We start from the raw sequence: 18566 nt of genomic DNA, 5'->3' as shown, positions 1-18566 counted from the left end.
AAAGCTGCTTAGCCATTATCTCAAATTTTAACGAACTATTGGTGAAGAGGAACCTTTCCAAAATACTGTACCAGATCAAAATATGCAAATGCCCTAAGGAACAGAGCCTGTCCCTTGATGTTATTTTTAGCCTGCTGGTCAAAACTTACATTATCGATATTTTCCAACAGATAATTGGCATTGGAGATAATACTGTAATCATCTGCATACTTATGATAGGAAACAGAGTTATTGGCATCATCCTGGAAATTCTTCACAAACTCAGCAGAGATTGTACCTCTGTCATTGGGATTGAATGCATAAGTGGTGTTGTCAGAGCGGAGTTCACCCATCGCCCAAGCTCCGTCACTGCCGCTATACAAGCTGCGAAGGATGGAATAAACACCATTCAGTCCCTGTTCAAAGTCTTCCTTTGATTGGTAATATACATCTGTACTTAATGTTGTCTTGGATGGAATATCCAAGAAATTATCACAAGAAGCAAACAATAAGCCAAATATTAATATCTTAAAGTATTTCATAACTGTGTCGTTTAAATGTTACAATGATAAGTTCAAACCGAGAGTGAATGTTCTAGGCACTGGATATGTTGAATAATCTATGCCCTGAAGCAAAGAACTCGGGGTACTTCCATCAAAGTTGGTTCCCACCTCTGGATTGCCATACTTGTACTTGCTAAATACAAAAGGCTGCTGGATGCTTGCATATACTCTCAGCGAGTTGACAAACTTAATGGAATTCTTTGGCAAAGTGTATCCCAATGTAATGTTCTTTATCATGAAATAACTGCCATCCTTTACATATCTGGAGTGGAACTGGTCACGTTCTCTACCTGTACCACCTGTTGTCTTACCATATTTTCCGGCACCAGGATTTTCCGGTGAACGCCATCTGTCCTTCACTTCCTTCAAGACGTTGAACAAACCGTCCAGGTTGGTCATACCCTGTTCCATTGGAGTAGCAATTTTGTTGCCATAGGAACCAGTCGCCAGAATTGCCAAATCAAAATTCTTATAATAGAATGTATTGGCCAATCCGTAGGTAAACTTTGGCAATGGATTTCCTATTTCCGTCTTATCACCACCTACTTCATCGTAGGTAATCTTCTTGTCACCATTTACATCACGGAACTTGATGGTACCCACCTCTGAATCCACAGCTTTCGGTGAGTTGTCATAATCTGCCTGATTCTTATAAACTCCATCCTGTATCATACCATAGAACTGACCGATACGTCCTCCCACTTTTGTTATGGTGGAAACGAAACCTGTATAAGCAACCAATTGGTCTGATAGTCCAGACAAGGCCAATACCTTGTTGTCGCTGAAGGAGATGTTGAAATTAATATCCCATCTGAATTCACCCGTCAGATTATGGGTGTTGATACTAAACTCATGTCCCCAGAATCTCAGCTTTCCGACATTGCCCATGAAGTTGGAAAAACCGGATTCTCTTGGTACAGAGAGGGAATAAAGCAAATCTCTTGTTGTCTTATTGTAATAGTCGTAAGTGAAAGTGATACGATTATTCCAAACAGAGAGATCCACTCCAAAGTCAGCCTCAGTAGTCTTTTCCCATCCTAATTCCACATTTCCCAAGTTAGTTACACGAATGCCACTGGCAACGTTAGAGCCAAAGACCGCATTTGAATTGGAGATTACATTATACTGAGTATAGTTGCCGATATTATTGTTACCGGTTACTCCATAGCTGGCACGGATCTTGAACATGGATAACCAATCCAATGACTTCATGAATTTCTCTTCGTTGACCAGCCAACCTGCAGATATAGCCGGGAAATTACCCCAACGATTCTCTTTGCCGAATCGGGATGAGCCATCACGACGGATACTGGCACTCAAGAGATATTTTTCCTTATAATTATAGTTGATGCGTCCCAGGAAAGAAACCATGCTCCACTCCTGAATATCTTGAGTTGGATTGTTCTTGACCAAGGCTGCATTGATGGTCTGAACTCTGTCGTCTGCGAAATTGCTTCCACTTATTGCACTATAATCGCTTCTGAATCTCTGGACAGTGAAACCTCCTAAAATATCCAGCTTATGATTTCCGAATGTCTTGGTGTAAGAGGCTGTATTTTCCCACAACCAGGAGTAATATCTGTTGTTGGCATCAAAAAGATTGGCATTGATGGCGCTAGGTGCCGCAGCAAAAGCTCTACCTGCAGTGGACGGCTGGAATGTGAAATGATATTCAGAACCGATATCAGTACCCAAAGATGTCTTGAGCAACATACCTTCAATCGGCTTTACCTCCAAAGAAGTATTGGCGAGAAGTCGCTTGATGGTGCGGCGATTCTTGATATCCCTAATGGAACGTACCCAGTTAGGTGTGTCCACAGAGGTGATTCCGGGTGTTGTTACCGAAATAGGATAGTTGCCGTTTTCATCTTGATACTTCAAGATAGGAGATGTAAGGGCGGCATTAGCCAGTAGTCCGCTTCCACTGAAGAATGCACCATCCGTAGATGGTCGGTTCTCAAAACTATAGGTTGGGGCTACACTAAAGGTAAGTTTCACCTTTTTGTTGATATTGAATTCTGAATTTGAACGGATGGAAAAACGATTGTAATCTGAGTTCAGTACAACACCATCTTGATTGAAGTATCCTAATACCAATGATGTAGAAAAACGTTCAGATCCCCCGCGTATAGCAACATTGTAATCCTGGATGACGGCATTGCGCAACATGGCATCATACCAATCGGTACCCTTACCATATTGGGCAGGATTCTGATATACCTCAGGTACAGCCACACCTAAATCTTCATAAGATTCTTTCTTGAACTGTGCCCATTCTTCACCATTCATCATGTCAGGTCGTCCCTTCTGAGGAACACTCTGAATACCCATGTAGGCATTGACATCCACATTCACCTTTCCGGTTTTTCCTTTCTTGGTAGTAATCATAACCACACCAAAGGCGGCGCGTGAACCATAAAGTGCTGTAGCTGAAGCATCTTTCAAAATAGACATTGATTCGATTTCATTAGGGTTGATGTTGTTGATATCACCTACAATAGGAAATCCATCAACCACATATAAAGGAGTTGCACCTGTAGAAAGAGAGGCTGCTCCGCGAATCTTGATGCTCATTCCCTGTCCAGGAATACCTGTCCCCTGACTAACCTGTACGCCTGCCAGCTTACCTTGTATTTTCTGTGAAAATTGTCCTGCCGGAATATCGCTTAAATCGTCAAAATCAATGGTTCCGATAGATCCCGTGACATCTCGCTTGGTCTGAGTACCATAGGCCATCACCACGACATCATTAATCTGCTTGACGTTTTCCACCAGGGAAACATGGATTTGCTTTTGCCCTCTTACAGCTACTTCTTTAGTAGTGTAACCTATATAGGATATGATAATCTTGGCATTTTCAGAAGCATCCAGGCTGAAATGTCCATCCAAATCCGTGATGGCACCAGCACCCTTAACGCCTTCCACCTGTATGGTTGCACCAATAATAGGCTCACCTTCTATATCTGTTACCTTACCCGTAATTTTTGTTTTCTTCGTAGAGCCAACGTTAGCAGGAGTAGGAGTTCTATTATTCTTTTGGTCCTTTATACTTAAGACTATTGTCTTGTCGATGATCTTATAGGAAACGTTGGTTCCGTCAAACAATCGTTTTAAAACAGAAGTGAGACTCTCATTTTTAGCCTTGATAGACACCATTCTGCTTAGATTAACCTGATTATTATAGAAAAACTTATAACCGGTTTGTGATTCAATAAGTGTCATCACTTGGTGAACAGTAGATGATTTCCCATCAACATGTACCTTTTGGGCTATGGTTGGAACCATACACAATACGTTCATTAGCCAAAAAAGCATAAAAAACGTTACACGGTGACTAAAAGTCATTTTGTTTAATTGAAATTTCATAATTTTGCATTGGTTTAGAAATAAAACATTCATTTGCTTTGTGCAAATGATGATTGCTCAAACTGATGCAGGATGATATGGCAGTATCATTCTGCATTTTCTTTTCCGGTTTCATGGAGATTCTTCGTTCATATTACTTTGTTTTTAAATGAATTATTAGTTGTTTATTGATCAATACACTTCTATCAGTTGACGTTCTTGAGAAATATCCGGATTCTTTATATACTTGAATCTGATATCGGATGATAATGCCAGGATTTCTAAAATGCGATCCAGACGCTGTCTTTCCAAGGTTCCAGTGAAGGCATTGGAATATACCTTTTTGTTCTTTACCTTGAAATCAACGTCATATCTCTTGGACAGAGTATTGAGTACTTCTTCTATGGAGGTGTTTCTGAATATGAGTTTTCCGGAAATCCACGACATAGCTACTTCTACATCCGCTTTCTCTACGTTCACAGACTTGCTGAAATCGGAATAAATGACTTTCTCCCCAGGAATAATCTTTTGTTCACAATCCTTTTGCATCTTATTCTTGTACAGCATAGCGATACTTCCTTCCTGCAAGGTGGCAGTTATAGTAGGGGCATCTGGATAGGCCTCTACATTGAATTTGGTACCATATACCTTGATAGCTGCAGCATTTGGGGTAGAAACAATAAAAGGATGCTCAGCATCTTTTGTAACAGAGAAATAAGCTTCTCCCTGCAAACTTAGTCTTCTTTCTTTCCCAACAAACTCAGCTGGGTATGTCAATACTGAGTTGGAATTCAAGGTAACTTCTGTTCCATCCGGCAATGTTGCCACTGCAGTCATACCTGGATTTGTACGGATGGTCAGCAAGCTTGGTGTTTTGGCATGATTGTTCATCAAGAATTGAGCAATAATCACTATCAAGAGAGGAACTACCATGATGGCAGCTACTCTTTCCAGGTAATGCAGCAACTTCCTTATCTTAGCCTTGCGCATCTTACCATGCGTTGCTTCCAATGCCTGTTCCACATCAATATCTTTCAAGACAAAGAGAGATTCAGTGTCACGAAACAGAGCCATCTCCGCTTCATATATTTCACGGTGGCTTTCATCCTCTGCCAGCCAGCTTTCTACCATAGCGGATTCTGCTTGGTTGGTTTTCCCGTCTATATAGCGAGGCAGGAGGTTTTCTATGTTAGTTTCTTGTTTATTCATTTTATCGTTTTTATTAGTATGACAGTTTAAAATCAAGTGTTCCTAAACAAAAAACTATTTTTTTTGCATTTTTTTTTGGATTTCCGCCAAAATACGCTAACTTTGCCTCCAAAAATCATATTCGGCATGGAAAATCTAATAAATTTAGGTGACTCAGAATTGTTATCTCTATTGACAAGTGGTAACATGGAGGCTTTTGATACTCTATTCAAAAAGTATTATCAGCCATTGTGCGCCTATGCACATAGATACGTTGGGCATGAAGATTTGGAGGAGATTGTTCAGGACTTGTTCTTATGGTTGTGGAATAACCATGATGATCTTGATATTCATACCTCTTTATCCTCATACCTTTTCCGTGCCACTCATGCTCGTTGTCTGAATAAGATTGCACAAAATGAAGTTAAGCAGCGTGTTGAAACCATCTATTGGAAAAACTATACAGGCAATGATACCGTTGAGGATTATCAAATTGATGAACTGACGAATCGTATTCACGAAGCCATTAACCGTTTGCCTGAGAGTTATCGTGAAGCCTTCATTATGCATCGTTTCAATGACAAGAGCTACAAGGAGATTGCAGAGAGCTTGAATGTTTCAACCAAGACCGTTGACTATCGAATCCAGAAAGCGCTTAAGCAGCTTAGAGAGGATTTAAAGGATTATCTCCCACTTATTACATTTCTTCTAGTTTAATATCGCTTACTCCATACGCCCTATCGAAGCCATCAGTTTATCAGCCTATCAGATACTGCACAACACTTGGGCTACAAGTGCACAACACCTGATGTGCATCCGCACAACAGCTGATATGCAAGCGCACAACAGCTGTTGTGCGGTTTATGAAAGCAACAGTTCCAAAGACAGACATTATATCTTCCAACAACTACCATTATATACTCCGACAACTTCTCATATTGTTTTCCATCGCTTATCCTATTACTTACAACAACTTAACCTATTACTTACAACAACCTACGATACTTGCCGGAATTAATCTGCCTACTTGCCACCGTGTGGCATTAGGTGACATTAGGTGGCAACAGAAACAAGCCTTATTGCTACACTTAAACATCTAAATATCAAACTATTATTTCGCAGTGTGGTAATAGTGGCATTAATTGAGAGAAAACAAATTCTCCAAACCGTATTAAAAACCACTATTTCGAAAACAGAACAGATACACCAATAAATAAAAAAGCTTAAATCAAGCAGCAAACAATCTGAGATTCAATTATTCTTAGTACTTTTGCATTCGAAACCAACGTTTCAGAAACAGCAGTTTCGAAAACAGTAGTTTCAAGAAACAACAGGAAATCAATACTAAAAATAATAAATAATGAATTTCAACAAGACATTTCTTACACTCGGTTTGGCTGCAACACTCTTGCAGATGCCAACCTCATCGTTTGCCCAGAATGCAGGCGGCAACCGTCAGAACCCTCTTCTGGTAAAGAGCAGCCTTCCTTTCGGCGCTCCTGATTTCAGCAAGATTCAGGAGAGCGACTATCTCCCTGCCTTCGAAGCAGGTATCAAGGAACAGCGTGCCAATATCCAGAAGATTATCAGCAACAAGAAGAAGCCAACCTTCCAGAACACCATCCTCGCTTACGAGAACAGCGGTATGTTGCTGGATCGTGTTTCCAATGTATTCTTCGGTCTTACCAGCGCACACAAGACTCCTGGAATCGCAGAGGCTCAGAAGAAGGTGATGCCTTTGCTCACCGACCTCGACAACGAGATTTCATTCAACCAGAAACTCTTCGAACGTATTAAATATGTTTACGACCATGAGTACAGCAAGCTCAAGGGCGAGGACAAGCGACTCACCGAAGTCATCTACAAAGGCTTCGTCCGCTCAGGTGCCCTGCTCTCTCCAGAGAAAATGGAGCGCATGAAGCAGATCAACACACGCATCTCAGACCTCCAGGAGCAGTTTGGCAATCTTCTTCCTGCAGCTACCAACAACGCCGTGGTTTGGGTGAACAGCAAGGAAGAACTTGCCGGACTCAGCGACGCCGACATCGCACAGTGCAAGAAAGACGCAGAAAGCCTGGGCAACAAGGCTCCATACTGCATTGTCATCGTGAACACTACCCAGCAGGCTATCCTCACCAATCTCCAGAACCGTGAGCTCCGCCGCAAGGTTTACATGGCAAGCATCCACCGTGCCGACGGCACCGATCCTAAGTTCAACACCTTCCCTATCGTAACCGAGATAGCCAAGCTCCGTGCCGAGAAGGGACAGTTGATGGGCTATAGCACCTATGCTGATTATTCACTGGAGAAGACAATGGCAAAGACAGCCAAGAACGTAAACAACTTCCTGCAGAGCCTCATCAAGGAATACGCTCCTAAGGCAGATGCCGAGACCCGCGAAATCGAAGCTTACGCACAGAAGAGCGAGGGCAAGGACTTCAAGCTCCAGCCATACGACCGCTTCTACTATTCTGCCAAGATGAAGAAGGAGATACTCAATATCTCTGACGATGAAATCAAGCCTTACTTCAATGTGGATAGCGTTCAGATAAATGGTGTATTCTATGCTGCTCATCGTGTATATGGTCTGAACTTCAAGCAGCGCAAGGATATTCCTACCTATCATCCAGACATGAAGGTATTCGAGGTAAGCGACAAGAGCGGCAAGCCTATCGCCCTCTTCTACAGCGACTACTTCCGTCGCCCTACCAAGCGTGGAGGTGCCTGGATGAGTGCCTTCGCCAAGCAGAGCGACAAGTGGGGACAGTTGCCTATCATCTATAATGTATGCAACAATGCCAAGGCTCCAGAGGGTCAGCCTACATTGATTACATGGGATGAGGTTTGTACTATGTTCCATGAGTTCGGTCACGCTCTCCACGGCATGTTGTCAAAGTGCGGTTACAATACCCTTTCTGGTACAGCTGTAGCCCGCGACTTCGTGGAAATGCCATCACAGTTTAACGAATCATTTGCCAGCATACCTGAAATCTTCGATCACTACGCCCGTCACACTGAGACCGGTGCAGCGATGCCAGCAGATCTGAAGGAGCGCATGCTGAAGAGCATCAGCTTCCAGCCAGCCTATTCGCTGGGCGAGAACCTGGCAGCTACCTGCCTCGACCTGGCTTGGCACGAGTTGACACCAGATGAGATTCCATCTCCATATATGGCAGGTGCGTTCGAGAAGGAAGCCCTCAACAATGTAGGTCTGCTCAATTCCCAGATTCCTCCTCGCTACTCTACCACCTATTTCAATCACGTATGGGGTGGCGGTTATGCTGCCGGTTACTACAGCTATCTCTGGACAGAGGTGCTCGCCGTAAACGTGGCAGATTACTTTGCTAAGCACGGTACCTTGGATCCAGCCATCGGTCAGGCTTTCCGCGACAAGGTTCTGAGCCGTGGTAACACCAAGGATCAGATGGAAATGTTCACCGATTTCACGGGTATGAAGGAACCAGATGCCTCTGGTTTCCTGAAGGCAAGAGGATTGTAAGAAAGAAAATCATATAAGAAAAAAGCGTCCCCCCAAAAAAATCAGGAGGACGCTTTTTTCTTATATAAAGCTTTATCAACTACTTCACCGCTTTAGGAGTCCAGTTCTTCAGGAAGCGGAGGGTCTTCTGCTCATCGTAGCCCTTGCCCTGCTCCAGGAAGCTGGAATCCTGGATATGGAGTACATTTCCATTCTCGTCCAGAACCACGAAGACTGGGAAACCGAAACGCTGAGGATAATTCAATCGCTTCATCAGCTGCGCAGCCTTCTCAACAGAAGCATCGCCTTCCTTCTTGCGAGGATTGTAATTCACGTGAAGATACACGAAGTTATCGTTCACTGCCTTGTTCACCGCCGTATCCTTCTCTACGAAATCGGCAAAGCGCAGGCACCATGGGCACCAGTTGCCACCCACCTGACAAATCACGAACTTGCCCTCAGCCTTCGCCTTCTGCAATCCCTCGTCTATCTGAGTCATCGGGTCGATAGTCTCATTATACACTCTCTTCAATGCTCCCTGAGCATGCGCCATCATCACGACAACCGTCATCATGAAGGCAATGGTAATCATTCTTTTCATACGATATCTCTATTTTTCCAAATTCATTATATACAATACATTTTATCAATCATACATCGCAGGACTTACATTTCGAATGGAGTCAACACATTCCGAAGCTTTTCGAAATCGGATTTCGAGATTCGTCTGCCCCGAAGACTTCTCACCTGCGGATAATCCTCAAAATAAGGCTCCTGGGTGGTGTACCAGCGATGAGAACGGAGCTCGCGAACCAGAGACAGTTTCGATTCGATGCGGCGGGCAAAGCTGGGATTCACACGCGAAAGATAATGCTTGCCATCCTGCATTTCGATGGCAAGCATCAGATAGGTTTGCGGTCCCTTCGCCTTCTGCCTCTCCTCTACCCGCTCATTCACCTTCCAGCCCTTGGTGGAAGTCATCACCCGGATATCCCAACCGTATTTCCTATTCAGATTATCCATCATCCCCCTGAACACGATGCCGTGAGGAGCCGTATCCTTCAAACCGGTAAAGCCGATGATGTAGTGAATCATCTCGTGGAGCAGGACGCTCTTTGCCTGCCGGTCGGTCATATCGTAATACGTACTCATGGAAAGCTTGAAATCATAGAGTTTGGTGCGCCCCCATCGGGTGGCACGCTTGTAGGCAAGCTGTCCCAAACGGGTCTTGGCACGGGTCAGCCCCAACTCCGGAACGGGCAGTTTGCCCCCGAAGTAGTCGTGGTCGAAACACCGAAACCACTCTTCCATCCATTCTACTGTTACAATCATGGCGGCAAAGGTACAGCATTTTGCTCATAAAACAAAAACAAATCACTAAAAACTGGTTCAAACTGGTTCAATTTGTTTCATTTCCCTTCTTTTTTGAAAATAATCCCTTAAAAATTTGCAACCTATCGTTTTTTTCCTTAAATTTGCAGCCAAAGAGACGTTGCACTCGGCTATTTAAAAAAAGATATTATACGAGAGGCAAGAAAGAGTAAATGATTGGTACTTAGCAGAAGACAGATGTTATTGCAAATACAATTATCAGAAATATGATAAAATGACTTATAATCTTTAACGAAGAACTTATGGAACGATACGATTACGATTTTCATTGTACGAAGCTTTTCGAAGAAGGCGTACGCGCTCATCGCTATGGCGATGTTTCGATCATTCATCAGAGTAATGATGCAGATTGCTTCATCCTAGACATTCCTGGCAAAGTTGAGGAGATGTTTAGAGAGAACTTCAAGTTGAGACAGGACGAGATTATCCTGCTGGCTCGCGATACTTCTATTTGGAACAACCGAACAGAGGGACTGGTTATCACCAACAGACGCATCGTCTATATCCCAAAATGCATTGGCAGCAACAAGAATATCTACGTGATTAACTATGCAGACTGCCAGCAGATTAACACAAATACAAACTCTGTACTCTTCTGGAAGAGCGCTGAAAGCTATCTAGCCATTCCAAAGAGTTTCTTCTTCAAGACAAGATGGAAGACCTATGACTTCGACAGAAGCATAGAACAGCTTACCATACTCCTTAAGAAGATGGGCGAGGCACATTCCCTGCATAACAACACAGCCCATCTTGTATATATTACGAATAAATATGCAGAAGCTTAGACTTCTGTATCTCCATATCAAACTTTTTTAGCCTCTGCAACAGGATTGTAACTTGCAGAGGCTATTTTTTTGTATTTTTATAGCATTTTCTTGTCGAAAATGAGTAACTTTGCAGCCAAATTTAAACGATAAAATGAACAAGACTGCACAGCACATCATTGACATACAAAATGTGTCGAAAAGATTCGGCGAGAAAACAGCCCTCAACAACATTAATCTCTTTGTGAGAAAGGGTGAATTCATGACCATTCTCGGTCCTTCGGGATGCGGAAAAACTACTCTTCTGAGACTCTTGGCAGGATTCGAAACAGCCACAGAAGGCGTGATAACCATCAGCGGCAACGACATTACCAACCTGCCACCCTACAAACGAAACGTGAACACGGTGTTTCAGAAATACGCCCTGTTTCCTCACCTCAATGTATTTGACAACATCGCTTTCGGCTTAAAACTCAAGAACACGCCGAAGGATCAGATTATGCCTAAGGTGAAGCGTGCCCTGAAAATGGTGAACATGAGTGATTACGAATACCGCGATGTGAACTCGCTTTCGGGTGGACAGCAGCAGCGTATCGCCATCGCCCGTGCCATCGTCAACGAGCCGGAAGTACTCCTGCTCGATGAACCGCTGGCTGCACTCGACCTCAAGATGAGAAAAGACATGCAGCTGGAGTTGAAGGAAATGCACGACCGTCTGGGAATCACCTTCGTATATGTTACCCACGACCAGGAAGAGGCTCTGACCCTAAGCGACACCATTGTGGTAATGAGCGAGGGAGAAATCCAGCAGATTGGAACACCGACCGATATCTACAACGAACCAGCCAATTCGTTTGTGGCAGATTTCATCGGCGAGAGCAACATCCTCTGCGGAACGATGATCCACGACTGTCTGGTAAAGGTTGCCGGATCGGAGATTCCTTGTGTGGATAAGGGATTCGGATGCAACCAGGAGGTAGATGTAGTGATCAGACCAGAAGACATCGAGGTGAGCACCGACACAGAGCACGCCCAGTTTGTCGGCAAGATTACCTCATCCATCTTCAAGGGCGTACATTACGAGATGCTTGCCGAAAGCGACAAGGGTTGCGAATTTCTGATTCAGAACTACAAGCATTTCGAGGTGGGACAGACCATCGGCATGAGCGTGATTCCCGACAACATCCACATCATGAAAAAGGAGCGTACCACCAACACCTTCAAAGCAAAGGTGAATGGCGACGGCACCATCGAGTTCCTGGGCTGCGAATACCAGATAGAGATTCCGGAGGATAAGAAGAATCTGATTCATACCGATGAAGACGGCAAGGAAGTGATCAATGTCAACGTAGATTTCGGAAAGATCGAACTCTTCGACAACGAGAGCGAAGGAACCTTTACGGGCGACATCAGCTTCATCCTTTACAAGGGCGACCACTATCACCTGACCATCGACACCGACTGGGGCGAGAAACTCTATGTGGATACACAGGATGTATGGGATCTGGGCGACCACGTAGCAATCACCATTTCTCGAGAGAATATTACTTTTTAAATTAAAAAATTGTAGATCAGAAATTGAAACTCATTAAGTTTATCTCTTCGCGACAGAGTTGGTCGATTCCATACGCCATCTTCGCGGCAATTTTCGTGGTGCTCCCCTTGCTGCTCATCGTGTTCTTCGCGTTCACCGATGAGTACGGTCACATCACGCTCTATAATTTCCAGAAATTCCTGGCGCATCCCGAAGCCATCAATACCTTTGTGTATTCCATCGGAATCGCCTTTCTCAACACCCTGCTCTGTATCCTGCTGGGCTATCCGGCAGCGTATATCCTCACGCAGACCAAGATGAAGTATGCCAATACCATCGTGATGCTCTTCATCCTGCCTATGTGGGTGAACATCCTGGTAAGAACACTCGCCACCGTGGCACTGTTCGACTTTGCCGACCTTCCGCTGGGCGAGGGCGCACTCCTGTTTGGTATGGTTTACAACTTCATCCCATTCATGATTTACCCTATCTACAATACGCTGCAGAAGATGGACCGCAGCTACATCGAGGCAGCAGAAGACCTGGGTGCATCGCCTTGGCAACAGTTCTACAAGGTGATACTGCCCCTATCGATGCCGGGCGTGGCAAGCGGAATTCTGATGGTGTTCATGCCAACCATCTCAACCTTCGCCATCTCAGAGCTGCTCACGATGAACAACATCAAACTCTTCGGTACCACCATACAGGAAAACATCAACAATTCGATGTGGAACTATGGTGCAGCCCTTTCGCTCATCATGCTCTTCCTCATCGGTGCATCAACACTCATCGCCGGCGACGGCAGTAAGCAGGAAGGAGGTATCAGATGATAAAATCACTATTTACCAGGGAAATGATGAAGAAAGTATTCTGCCAGGGCTATCTGTGGCTGCTCCTGCTGATGCTCTACTCCCCTATCCTCATCATCGTCATCTTCTCGTTTACCGAGGCTAGAGTGATGGGCAACTGGACGGGCTTCTCACTGCAACTCTACAAGAACCTCTTTGTAGAGGGAACCCACCACTCACTCACGGCGGCACTCATCAATACGATTACCATAGCACTGATCACCGCCACCGTATCTACGATTTTCGGAACCCTCACCGCCATCGGAATCTACAATCTGAGAAACCGGTATGCGAGAAATGCCATCCAGTTCGTCAACAATATCCCGATTCTGAACGGCGACATCATCATCGGTATTTCGCTCTTCCTGCTCTTCATCACGCTGGGCATTCCGCAGGGCTACACCACGGTGGTTCTCTCTCACATCACCTTCTGTCTGCCCTACGTCATCCTGAGTGTGATGCCTAGACTGAAGCAGATGAACCCGAACCTCTATGAGGCGGCACTCGACCTGGGTGCTTCTCCGATGCAGGCATTGCGCAAGGTGATTATTCCGGAGATTCTGCCCGGTATGATTTCGGGCTTCATGCTCGCCATCACGATGAGTATCGACGATTTCGCCGTCACCATCTTCACCATCGGAAACGAGGGATTGGAGACACTCTCCACCTTCATCTATGCCGATGCCAGAAAGGGAGGTCTGACGCCGGAACTTCGTCCGCTGAGTACGATCATCTTCGTATTGGTGCTCGTGATGCTGATTATCATCAATCGTCGTTCGGATAAAAACAAGAAGAAATAAGAATGAAGAACAAGATATTTTTAGGAGTTAAAGGAGTTAAGACAATTGCTTTTCTCTTCCTGACCCTGCTGATGATTCTGCCGCTCTCTTCCTGTTACAACAAGGAGAACAGAGAGGAGATTCTGAAGGTTTACAACTGGGGAGATTACATCGATGAGGATATTCTTGCTGAATTTCCGAAATGGTATGAGGAGCAGACGGGCAAGAAGATCCGCGTCATCTACCAGACCTTCGACATCAATGAAGTGATGCTCACCAAGATTGAGCGTGGTCACGAAGATTATGATGTGGTGTGCCCATCAGAATACATCATCGAGCGAATGCTTCGCAAAGACCTTCTGCTGCCTATCGACACCGCTTTCGGCAAGACGCCGAATTATCTCAAGAAGGTGTCGCCTTACATCGTGAAGCAGATTGATGCAACCTCGAATCATGGCAGAATCGCCCACAATTATGCCGTTCCGTATATGTGGGGAACCTGCGGCATCTTATATAATAAGGTACACGTACCTATAAAAGATGCGCAGACCTGGGGCACGCTGTGGAGTCCCAGATATCGTGGCAAGCTCCTGATGAAGGATTCCTACCGCGATTCTTACGGCACCGCCCTGATCTGGGAGCACCGCAAGGAACTGGCTGCCGGCAAGGTGACCGTTCCGGAACTGATGAACGATTATTCGCCAAAAGCAGTTGCCATCGTAGAGAAACAGCTGAAAGCACTGAAACCGAACATCGAGGGATGGGAAGCAGATTTCGGCAAGGAGACGATGACCAAAGGCAAGGCTTATCTGAACATGACCTGGAGCGGTGATGCGGTCTGGGCGATAGAAGAAGCCGGGAAAGTGGGCGTAGATCTGGGATACGAAGTTCCTAAGGAGGGAAGCAATGTATGGTTCGACGGATGGGTGATTCCGAAGTATTCCCGCAATCCGAAGGCTGCTTCCTACTTCATCAACTATCTCTGCCGAGAGGATGTGGCTCTCGCCAATATGGAAACCACGGGATATGTGAGCAGTATAGCGGGCAAGAAGGTCTTCGAAGCGATGAGCGACAGGGAGGCTTATCCTGAGACTGTGAATCTGGCTTATTTCTTCGGAGAGGAAGGCAGAAAGGCGCATCTCAACCCGATTATGTATCCTGACAGCACTGTGGTGGCAAGATGTGCGATGATTCATGATGCCGGCGACCATACTCCGGAAGTTCTGGATATGTGGTCAAAAGTAAAGGGTGACAACCTGGGTGGCGGCATCGTGATTTTCCTCCTGGCAGTAGTCTTGGGCTTAACCGTCTTCGTTTCTATCAAGAAAATCGAGCACTACAAGCACAGAAGATTGTCGAGAAAGCATCGCAGACACCACATTATAAAGATAAAAGGGTAAAAAGTAAAAGGATAAAAGCTCATACCCCTCACGCCCTGAAAGGGCAAAAGCCTTATTTTTAGGGGGAAAATGAAGTTTTTTTGAGAAAAAAGTGAAAAAAGATGCAGAAAAATTTGGTGGAATGAAAAAAAAGCACTACCTTTGCACTCGCTTTTAAGAACAAAGCTTTTATCAAATAAAGAAAGTTCGCAAATCAAAAGCTTTTGGGTAGTTACCAGAGTGGCCAAATGGGGCAGACTGTAAATCTGCTGGCTATGCCTTCGGTGGTTCGAATCCATCACTACCCACTTTTCCCAAAAATAACTCAAAGATATAAAGATCCGGTTTTCATCATGAGAATCGGATTTTTTGTTTTTATATATCCACATAATTTCAGTAATAAGAGGGCACTAAGCACCTTACAGCCTAAAGACTGTAAGGTGATTATCATATACAGCTAGCACATTTCTGCCTCTGAGCAGGGCGGCTACAGGCTTGCCTTTCAGTTTTCCGATAGAGGAACCATCGGGATGAATCAGCCTAAAGTTAGATTTGTCATCCCTGTTTTGTATGCAAAGCACATCATCCAAACGGAAACAAACGGAGAAGGTCTCGTAGAGATCATAAGATTCAAGAATGTCCAACTTGTCATTGAAGACAAAAAGCTTGTTGGTACTGGTCAGCATCGGGCACACCTTGTCGAATGCCTCCACTAAAGTCAGCTTTGGTGCAAGTCCATGAAACGCATAGAATGGTTTTCTCAACACCATAGTCAAAGCCCCATTGGCACTGCGATCCCAATCTTTGCTGATGACAGCAGAATCAGCAAATGACAGATATACAGTCTTGTCGGAACCAGCAAGGAAGACACCACTCTCCGTGAGCATTCCGTCGTTCATGATATGCTTCTTGTCGTATAAAGGAAACATCTTCTTCCTATCTCCCGTCTGTGCATCAAAAGAAGCCAAGAAAGGCTTGCCACACTTCACCGTACCTCTCATAAGACTCTTGCCATAACCGTAATTGAGCATCAATATCTTGCCATCCCTAAGCAGAAGATGAGCCGTAGAAGCCTCCTTGTCCTGGAAATCATACTTCCAGCGTGTTTGCAAACTGTCCGCTCCCAAACAATAGAGGCTTTTTCTATCACTAATATACAAGTCAGAGCCCACCTGAAGGATATTGGAAGTCAAGCCCGTAATGACATATGGATTAAGATTATAACAATAATAATAAAAAGGAGAATTAAATCCGATGGTGACTGCCGCAGACAAGACATTGGTCAATGCCAAAGCCATCATTCCCTTTGTATCACTGATGCCAGTCACAGCCTTCACCTTCTTGATTTCACCCGAATGGATGTTGATCTCGTTGATGGCATCCCCCACAACCACCAGGTGAGTGGAATCCACCATGCAAGCATCTTTCCATCCCACGTTCTTTGTCATCGGAATCTCGGCATCCCACAACAGCATTCCTGTGCTCAGGCGATAAGCGTATGTCTTGCTACCTCCCACTTTCTCTAGTCCTATCACGATATCCAAGCTATCATTGAAATAGACAGGATAAAGATACTGCGTCCATAACGACCGGCCCGTCTTGGTATCAGACAAGGTCAAGAGCGACTTGCCAGTACTTTTCAGAGTGGAGGAGAGCAGCACTCCCTTGGAACAGACGCCATAGAGTTTTGACAAAGAAAGTTTCAGCGACTTTTGCCATTGCACTTCAAGGGTATTGGCATCTAGTGAATAGAGATAGCCAGTATCGGTATTTTTTCCTTTTTTAGTGGTATCACAAGCGAAGACGATGAGCGTACTATCGCAATTGTAGGCCTGGAGAATGCGTTTGTGCAAATCTATTGACTTGCCACAGATGGGGGCACCTTCATCCATATCCGCAACTTGGACTGATTCTACAGTCGTCTGCGCTGACATCCCTATCGAGAAGATCAACTGCAAGAATAAAATAATCTTTTTCATATTTATGTTAGCCTTAATTCCGCAACACTATTATAAATTAAACTTTTTAAGTAACTGGGTGGGCAAGTTACAAAAAGAAGAGCAGCGATCCAACCGTCGCTACTCTTCCCTATCCATATTTTGTATTTAGTCTTTCAAACTATTCTTATACCACTCGAAGAGCTTCTTCACACCATCCTCGATCTCAACCTTATGAGTCCAGCCGAGGCTATGAAGCTTATCTACAGAGATGAGCTTTCTTGGGGTTCCATCAGGCTTGCTGGCATCAAACTCAACCTCACCCTCGAAACCTACAGCCTTCACTACAAGCTCTGAGAGTTCACGGATGGTAAGTTCCTTACCGGTTCCAACATTGATATGGCAATTGCGAATCTCACCGAGAGATGGGATAGCGCCACCACGACCCTCTGAATTGTTTCTATCCACGGCACCATCTACCTTGGCACCATAGAATACAGAACTATACTTCTCTATGCCGATGATATCCTTGAAATCCACATTCAGGAGCACATGCACACTGGCATCTGCCATATCCTCGCTCCAGAGGAACTCACGAAGCGGTGTTCCGGTTCCCCAGAGCACTACCTTATTATCATAGATACCATAGAACTCCAATGCTTTCAGGATGCGCTCATGAGAGTTGCTTCCATCCACATTGCCCTCGCCGATGATGGCACGGAGCTTGTCTGTAGGATTGATAGGACGCTTGTTCATATCTACCTCGATGCTGTGCCAGTCGCCGTCGTGGATGAGCTTGGCAAGATAGATCTTGCGCATCATCGCAGGCATCACGTGACTATTCTCCAAGTGGAAGTTGTCGTTCGGACCATAGAGGTTGGTTGGCATCACAGCGATATAGTTGGTACCATACTGAAGATTGTAGCTCTCGCACATCTTCAGTCCGGCAATCTTGGCGATGGCATATTCCTCGTTGGTGTATTCCAGCGGAGAAGTGAGGAGCACATCCTCCTTCATTGGCTGCGGTGCATCCTTCGGATAGATGCAGGTAGAGCCCAGGAAGAGGAGCTTCTTCACGCCATGAGAATAGGCATTGCTGATAACGTTGCATTGCATCTTCATATTCTGCATGATGAAGTCGGCACGATAGAGCGAATTCGCCATGATACCGCCCACGAAGGCTGCAGCCAAGACCACAGCATCCGGCTTCTCCTCATCAAAGAACTTCTCTACTGCATACTGGTCGGTCAAGTCGAGTTCTTTGTGAGAACGACCCACCAGATTGTGATAGCCTCTCTTCTCGAGGTTATTCCAGATAGCAGAACCCACGAGTCCATGGTGTCCTGCTATATAAATCTTAGAATCTTTTGATAACATTGA

Annotated in this window: 14 protein-coding genes and 1 tRNA gene; 8 read left to right on the top strand and 7 right to left on the bottom strand. The window is 44.9% G+C overall.

The genetic code is table 11. The features are described from left to right. Positions 1–35: 35 nt before the first annotated feature. From DXD25_RS12480 to DXD25_RS12470, 3 genes are all read right to left on the bottom strand, one after another. Positions 36–521, bottom strand: a complete 486-nt coding sequence (locus DXD25_RS12480) for a RagB/SusD family nutrient uptake outer membrane protein (RefSeq protein ID WP_117663791.1) — start codon at positions 519–521, stop codon at positions 36–38. Positions 522–539: 18 nt separating this feature from the next. Next, a complete protein-coding gene (locus DXD25_RS12475) occupies positions 540–3827 on the bottom strand; it encodes a TonB-dependent receptor (protein WP_370453423.1) in 3288 nt (1095 codons plus the stop codon). 252 nt (positions 3828–4079) lie between these two features. After that, complete coding sequence (locus DXD25_RS12470) at positions 4080–5096, bottom strand: FecR domain-containing protein (protein WP_117663789.1); 1017 nt, start codon at positions 5094–5096, stop codon at positions 4080–4082. Between the two features lie 126 nt (positions 5097–5222). Between DXD25_RS12470 and DXD25_RS12465 the strand changes: the two genes are divergently transcribed. Further along, positions 5223–5792, top strand: coding sequence for an RNA polymerase sigma-70 factor (locus DXD25_RS12465; RefSeq protein WP_117663794.1), 570 nt, complete (start codon positions 5223–5225; stop codon positions 5790–5792). Between the two features lie 643 nt (positions 5793–6435). After that, positions 6436–8574: a M3 family metallopeptidase gene (locus tag DXD25_RS12460; RefSeq protein WP_117663788.1), complete on the top strand. Its 2139-nt coding sequence runs from the start codon at positions 6436–6438 to the stop codon at positions 8572–8574. Between the two features lie 79 nt (positions 8575–8653). On the opposite strand, the gene DXD25_RS12455 is transcribed toward DXD25_RS12460, so the two are convergent. Together DXD25_RS12455 and DXD25_RS12450 are read right to left on the bottom strand one after the other, a co-directional pair. Then, complete coding sequence (locus tag DXD25_RS12455) at positions 8654–9154, bottom strand: thioredoxin family protein (protein WP_117663787.1); 501 nt, start codon at positions 9152–9154, stop codon at positions 8654–8656. A 65-nt stretch (positions 9155–9219) separates the two neighbouring features. Further along, complete coding sequence (locus DXD25_RS12450; RefSeq protein ID WP_117663786.1) at positions 9220–9885, bottom strand: SprT-like domain-containing protein; 666 nt, start codon at positions 9883–9885, stop codon at positions 9220–9222. A 302-nt stretch (positions 9886–10187) separates the two neighbouring features. Here DXD25_RS12450 and DXD25_RS12445 point away from each other — a divergent pair, with 302 nt between their 5' ends. The 6 genes from DXD25_RS12445 to DXD25_RS12420 all read left to right on the top strand — a co-directional run bounded on the left by DXD25_RS12445 (position 10188) and on the right by DXD25_RS12420 (position 15557). Then, positions 10188–10730: a hypothetical protein gene (locus DXD25_RS12445; protein ID WP_117663785.1), complete on the top strand. Its 543-nt coding sequence runs from the start codon at positions 10188–10190 to the stop codon at positions 10728–10730. Positions 10731–10863: 133 nt separating this feature from the next. Continuing rightward, positions 10864–12264: a polyamine ABC transporter ATP-binding protein gene (gene potA / locus DXD25_RS12440; RefSeq protein ID WP_117663784.1), complete on the top strand. Its 1401-nt coding sequence runs from the start codon at positions 10864–10866 to the stop codon at positions 12262–12264. Positions 12265–12287: 23 nt separating this feature from the next. Further along, on the top strand, positions 12288–13073 hold the full coding sequence (locus DXD25_RS12435) for an ABC transporter permease (RefSeq protein WP_153090256.1): 786 nt from the start codon (positions 12288–12290) through the stop codon (positions 13071–13073). A gap of 23 nt (positions 13074–13096) precedes the next feature. Continuing rightward, positions 13097–13891 carry an ABC transporter permease gene (locus DXD25_RS12430; RefSeq protein WP_117663783.1) on the top strand — a complete coding sequence of 265 codons (795 nt, stop codon included), beginning with the start codon at positions 13097–13099 and terminating at the stop codon, positions 13889–13891. Between the two features lie 2 nt (positions 13892–13893). Continuing rightward, a complete protein-coding gene (locus tag DXD25_RS12425; RefSeq protein WP_370453422.1) occupies positions 13894–15270 on the top strand; it encodes an ABC transporter substrate-binding protein in 1377 nt (458 codons plus the stop codon). A gap of 205 nt (positions 15271–15475) precedes the next feature. Then, positions 15476–15557 (top strand) — tRNA-Tyr (locus DXD25_RS12420). A 111-nt stretch (positions 15558–15668) separates the two neighbouring features. On the opposite strand, the gene DXD25_RS12415 is transcribed toward DXD25_RS12420, so the two are convergent. Both DXD25_RS12415 and DXD25_RS12410 read right to left on the bottom strand, forming a co-directional pair. Further along, positions 15669–17228, bottom strand: a complete 1560-nt coding sequence (locus tag DXD25_RS12415) for a hypothetical protein (protein WP_147327910.1) — start codon at positions 17226–17228, stop codon at positions 15669–15671. A gap of 126 nt (positions 17229–17354) precedes the next feature. Next, positions 17355–18563 carry a GDP-L-fucose synthase gene (locus tag DXD25_RS12410; protein WP_117663781.1) on the bottom strand — a complete coding sequence of 403 codons (1209 nt, stop codon included), beginning with the start codon at positions 18561–18563 and terminating at the stop codon, positions 17355–17357. Positions 18564–18566: the final 3 nt, after the last annotated feature.

The organism is Prevotella sp. TF12-30 (assembly GCF_003436715.1).
Taxonomy (GTDB): Bacteria; Bacteroidota; Bacteroidia; order Bacteroidales; family Bacteroidaceae; genus Prevotella; species Prevotella copri_A.
This window is presented reverse-complemented; position numbering and strand designations above follow the sequence as displayed.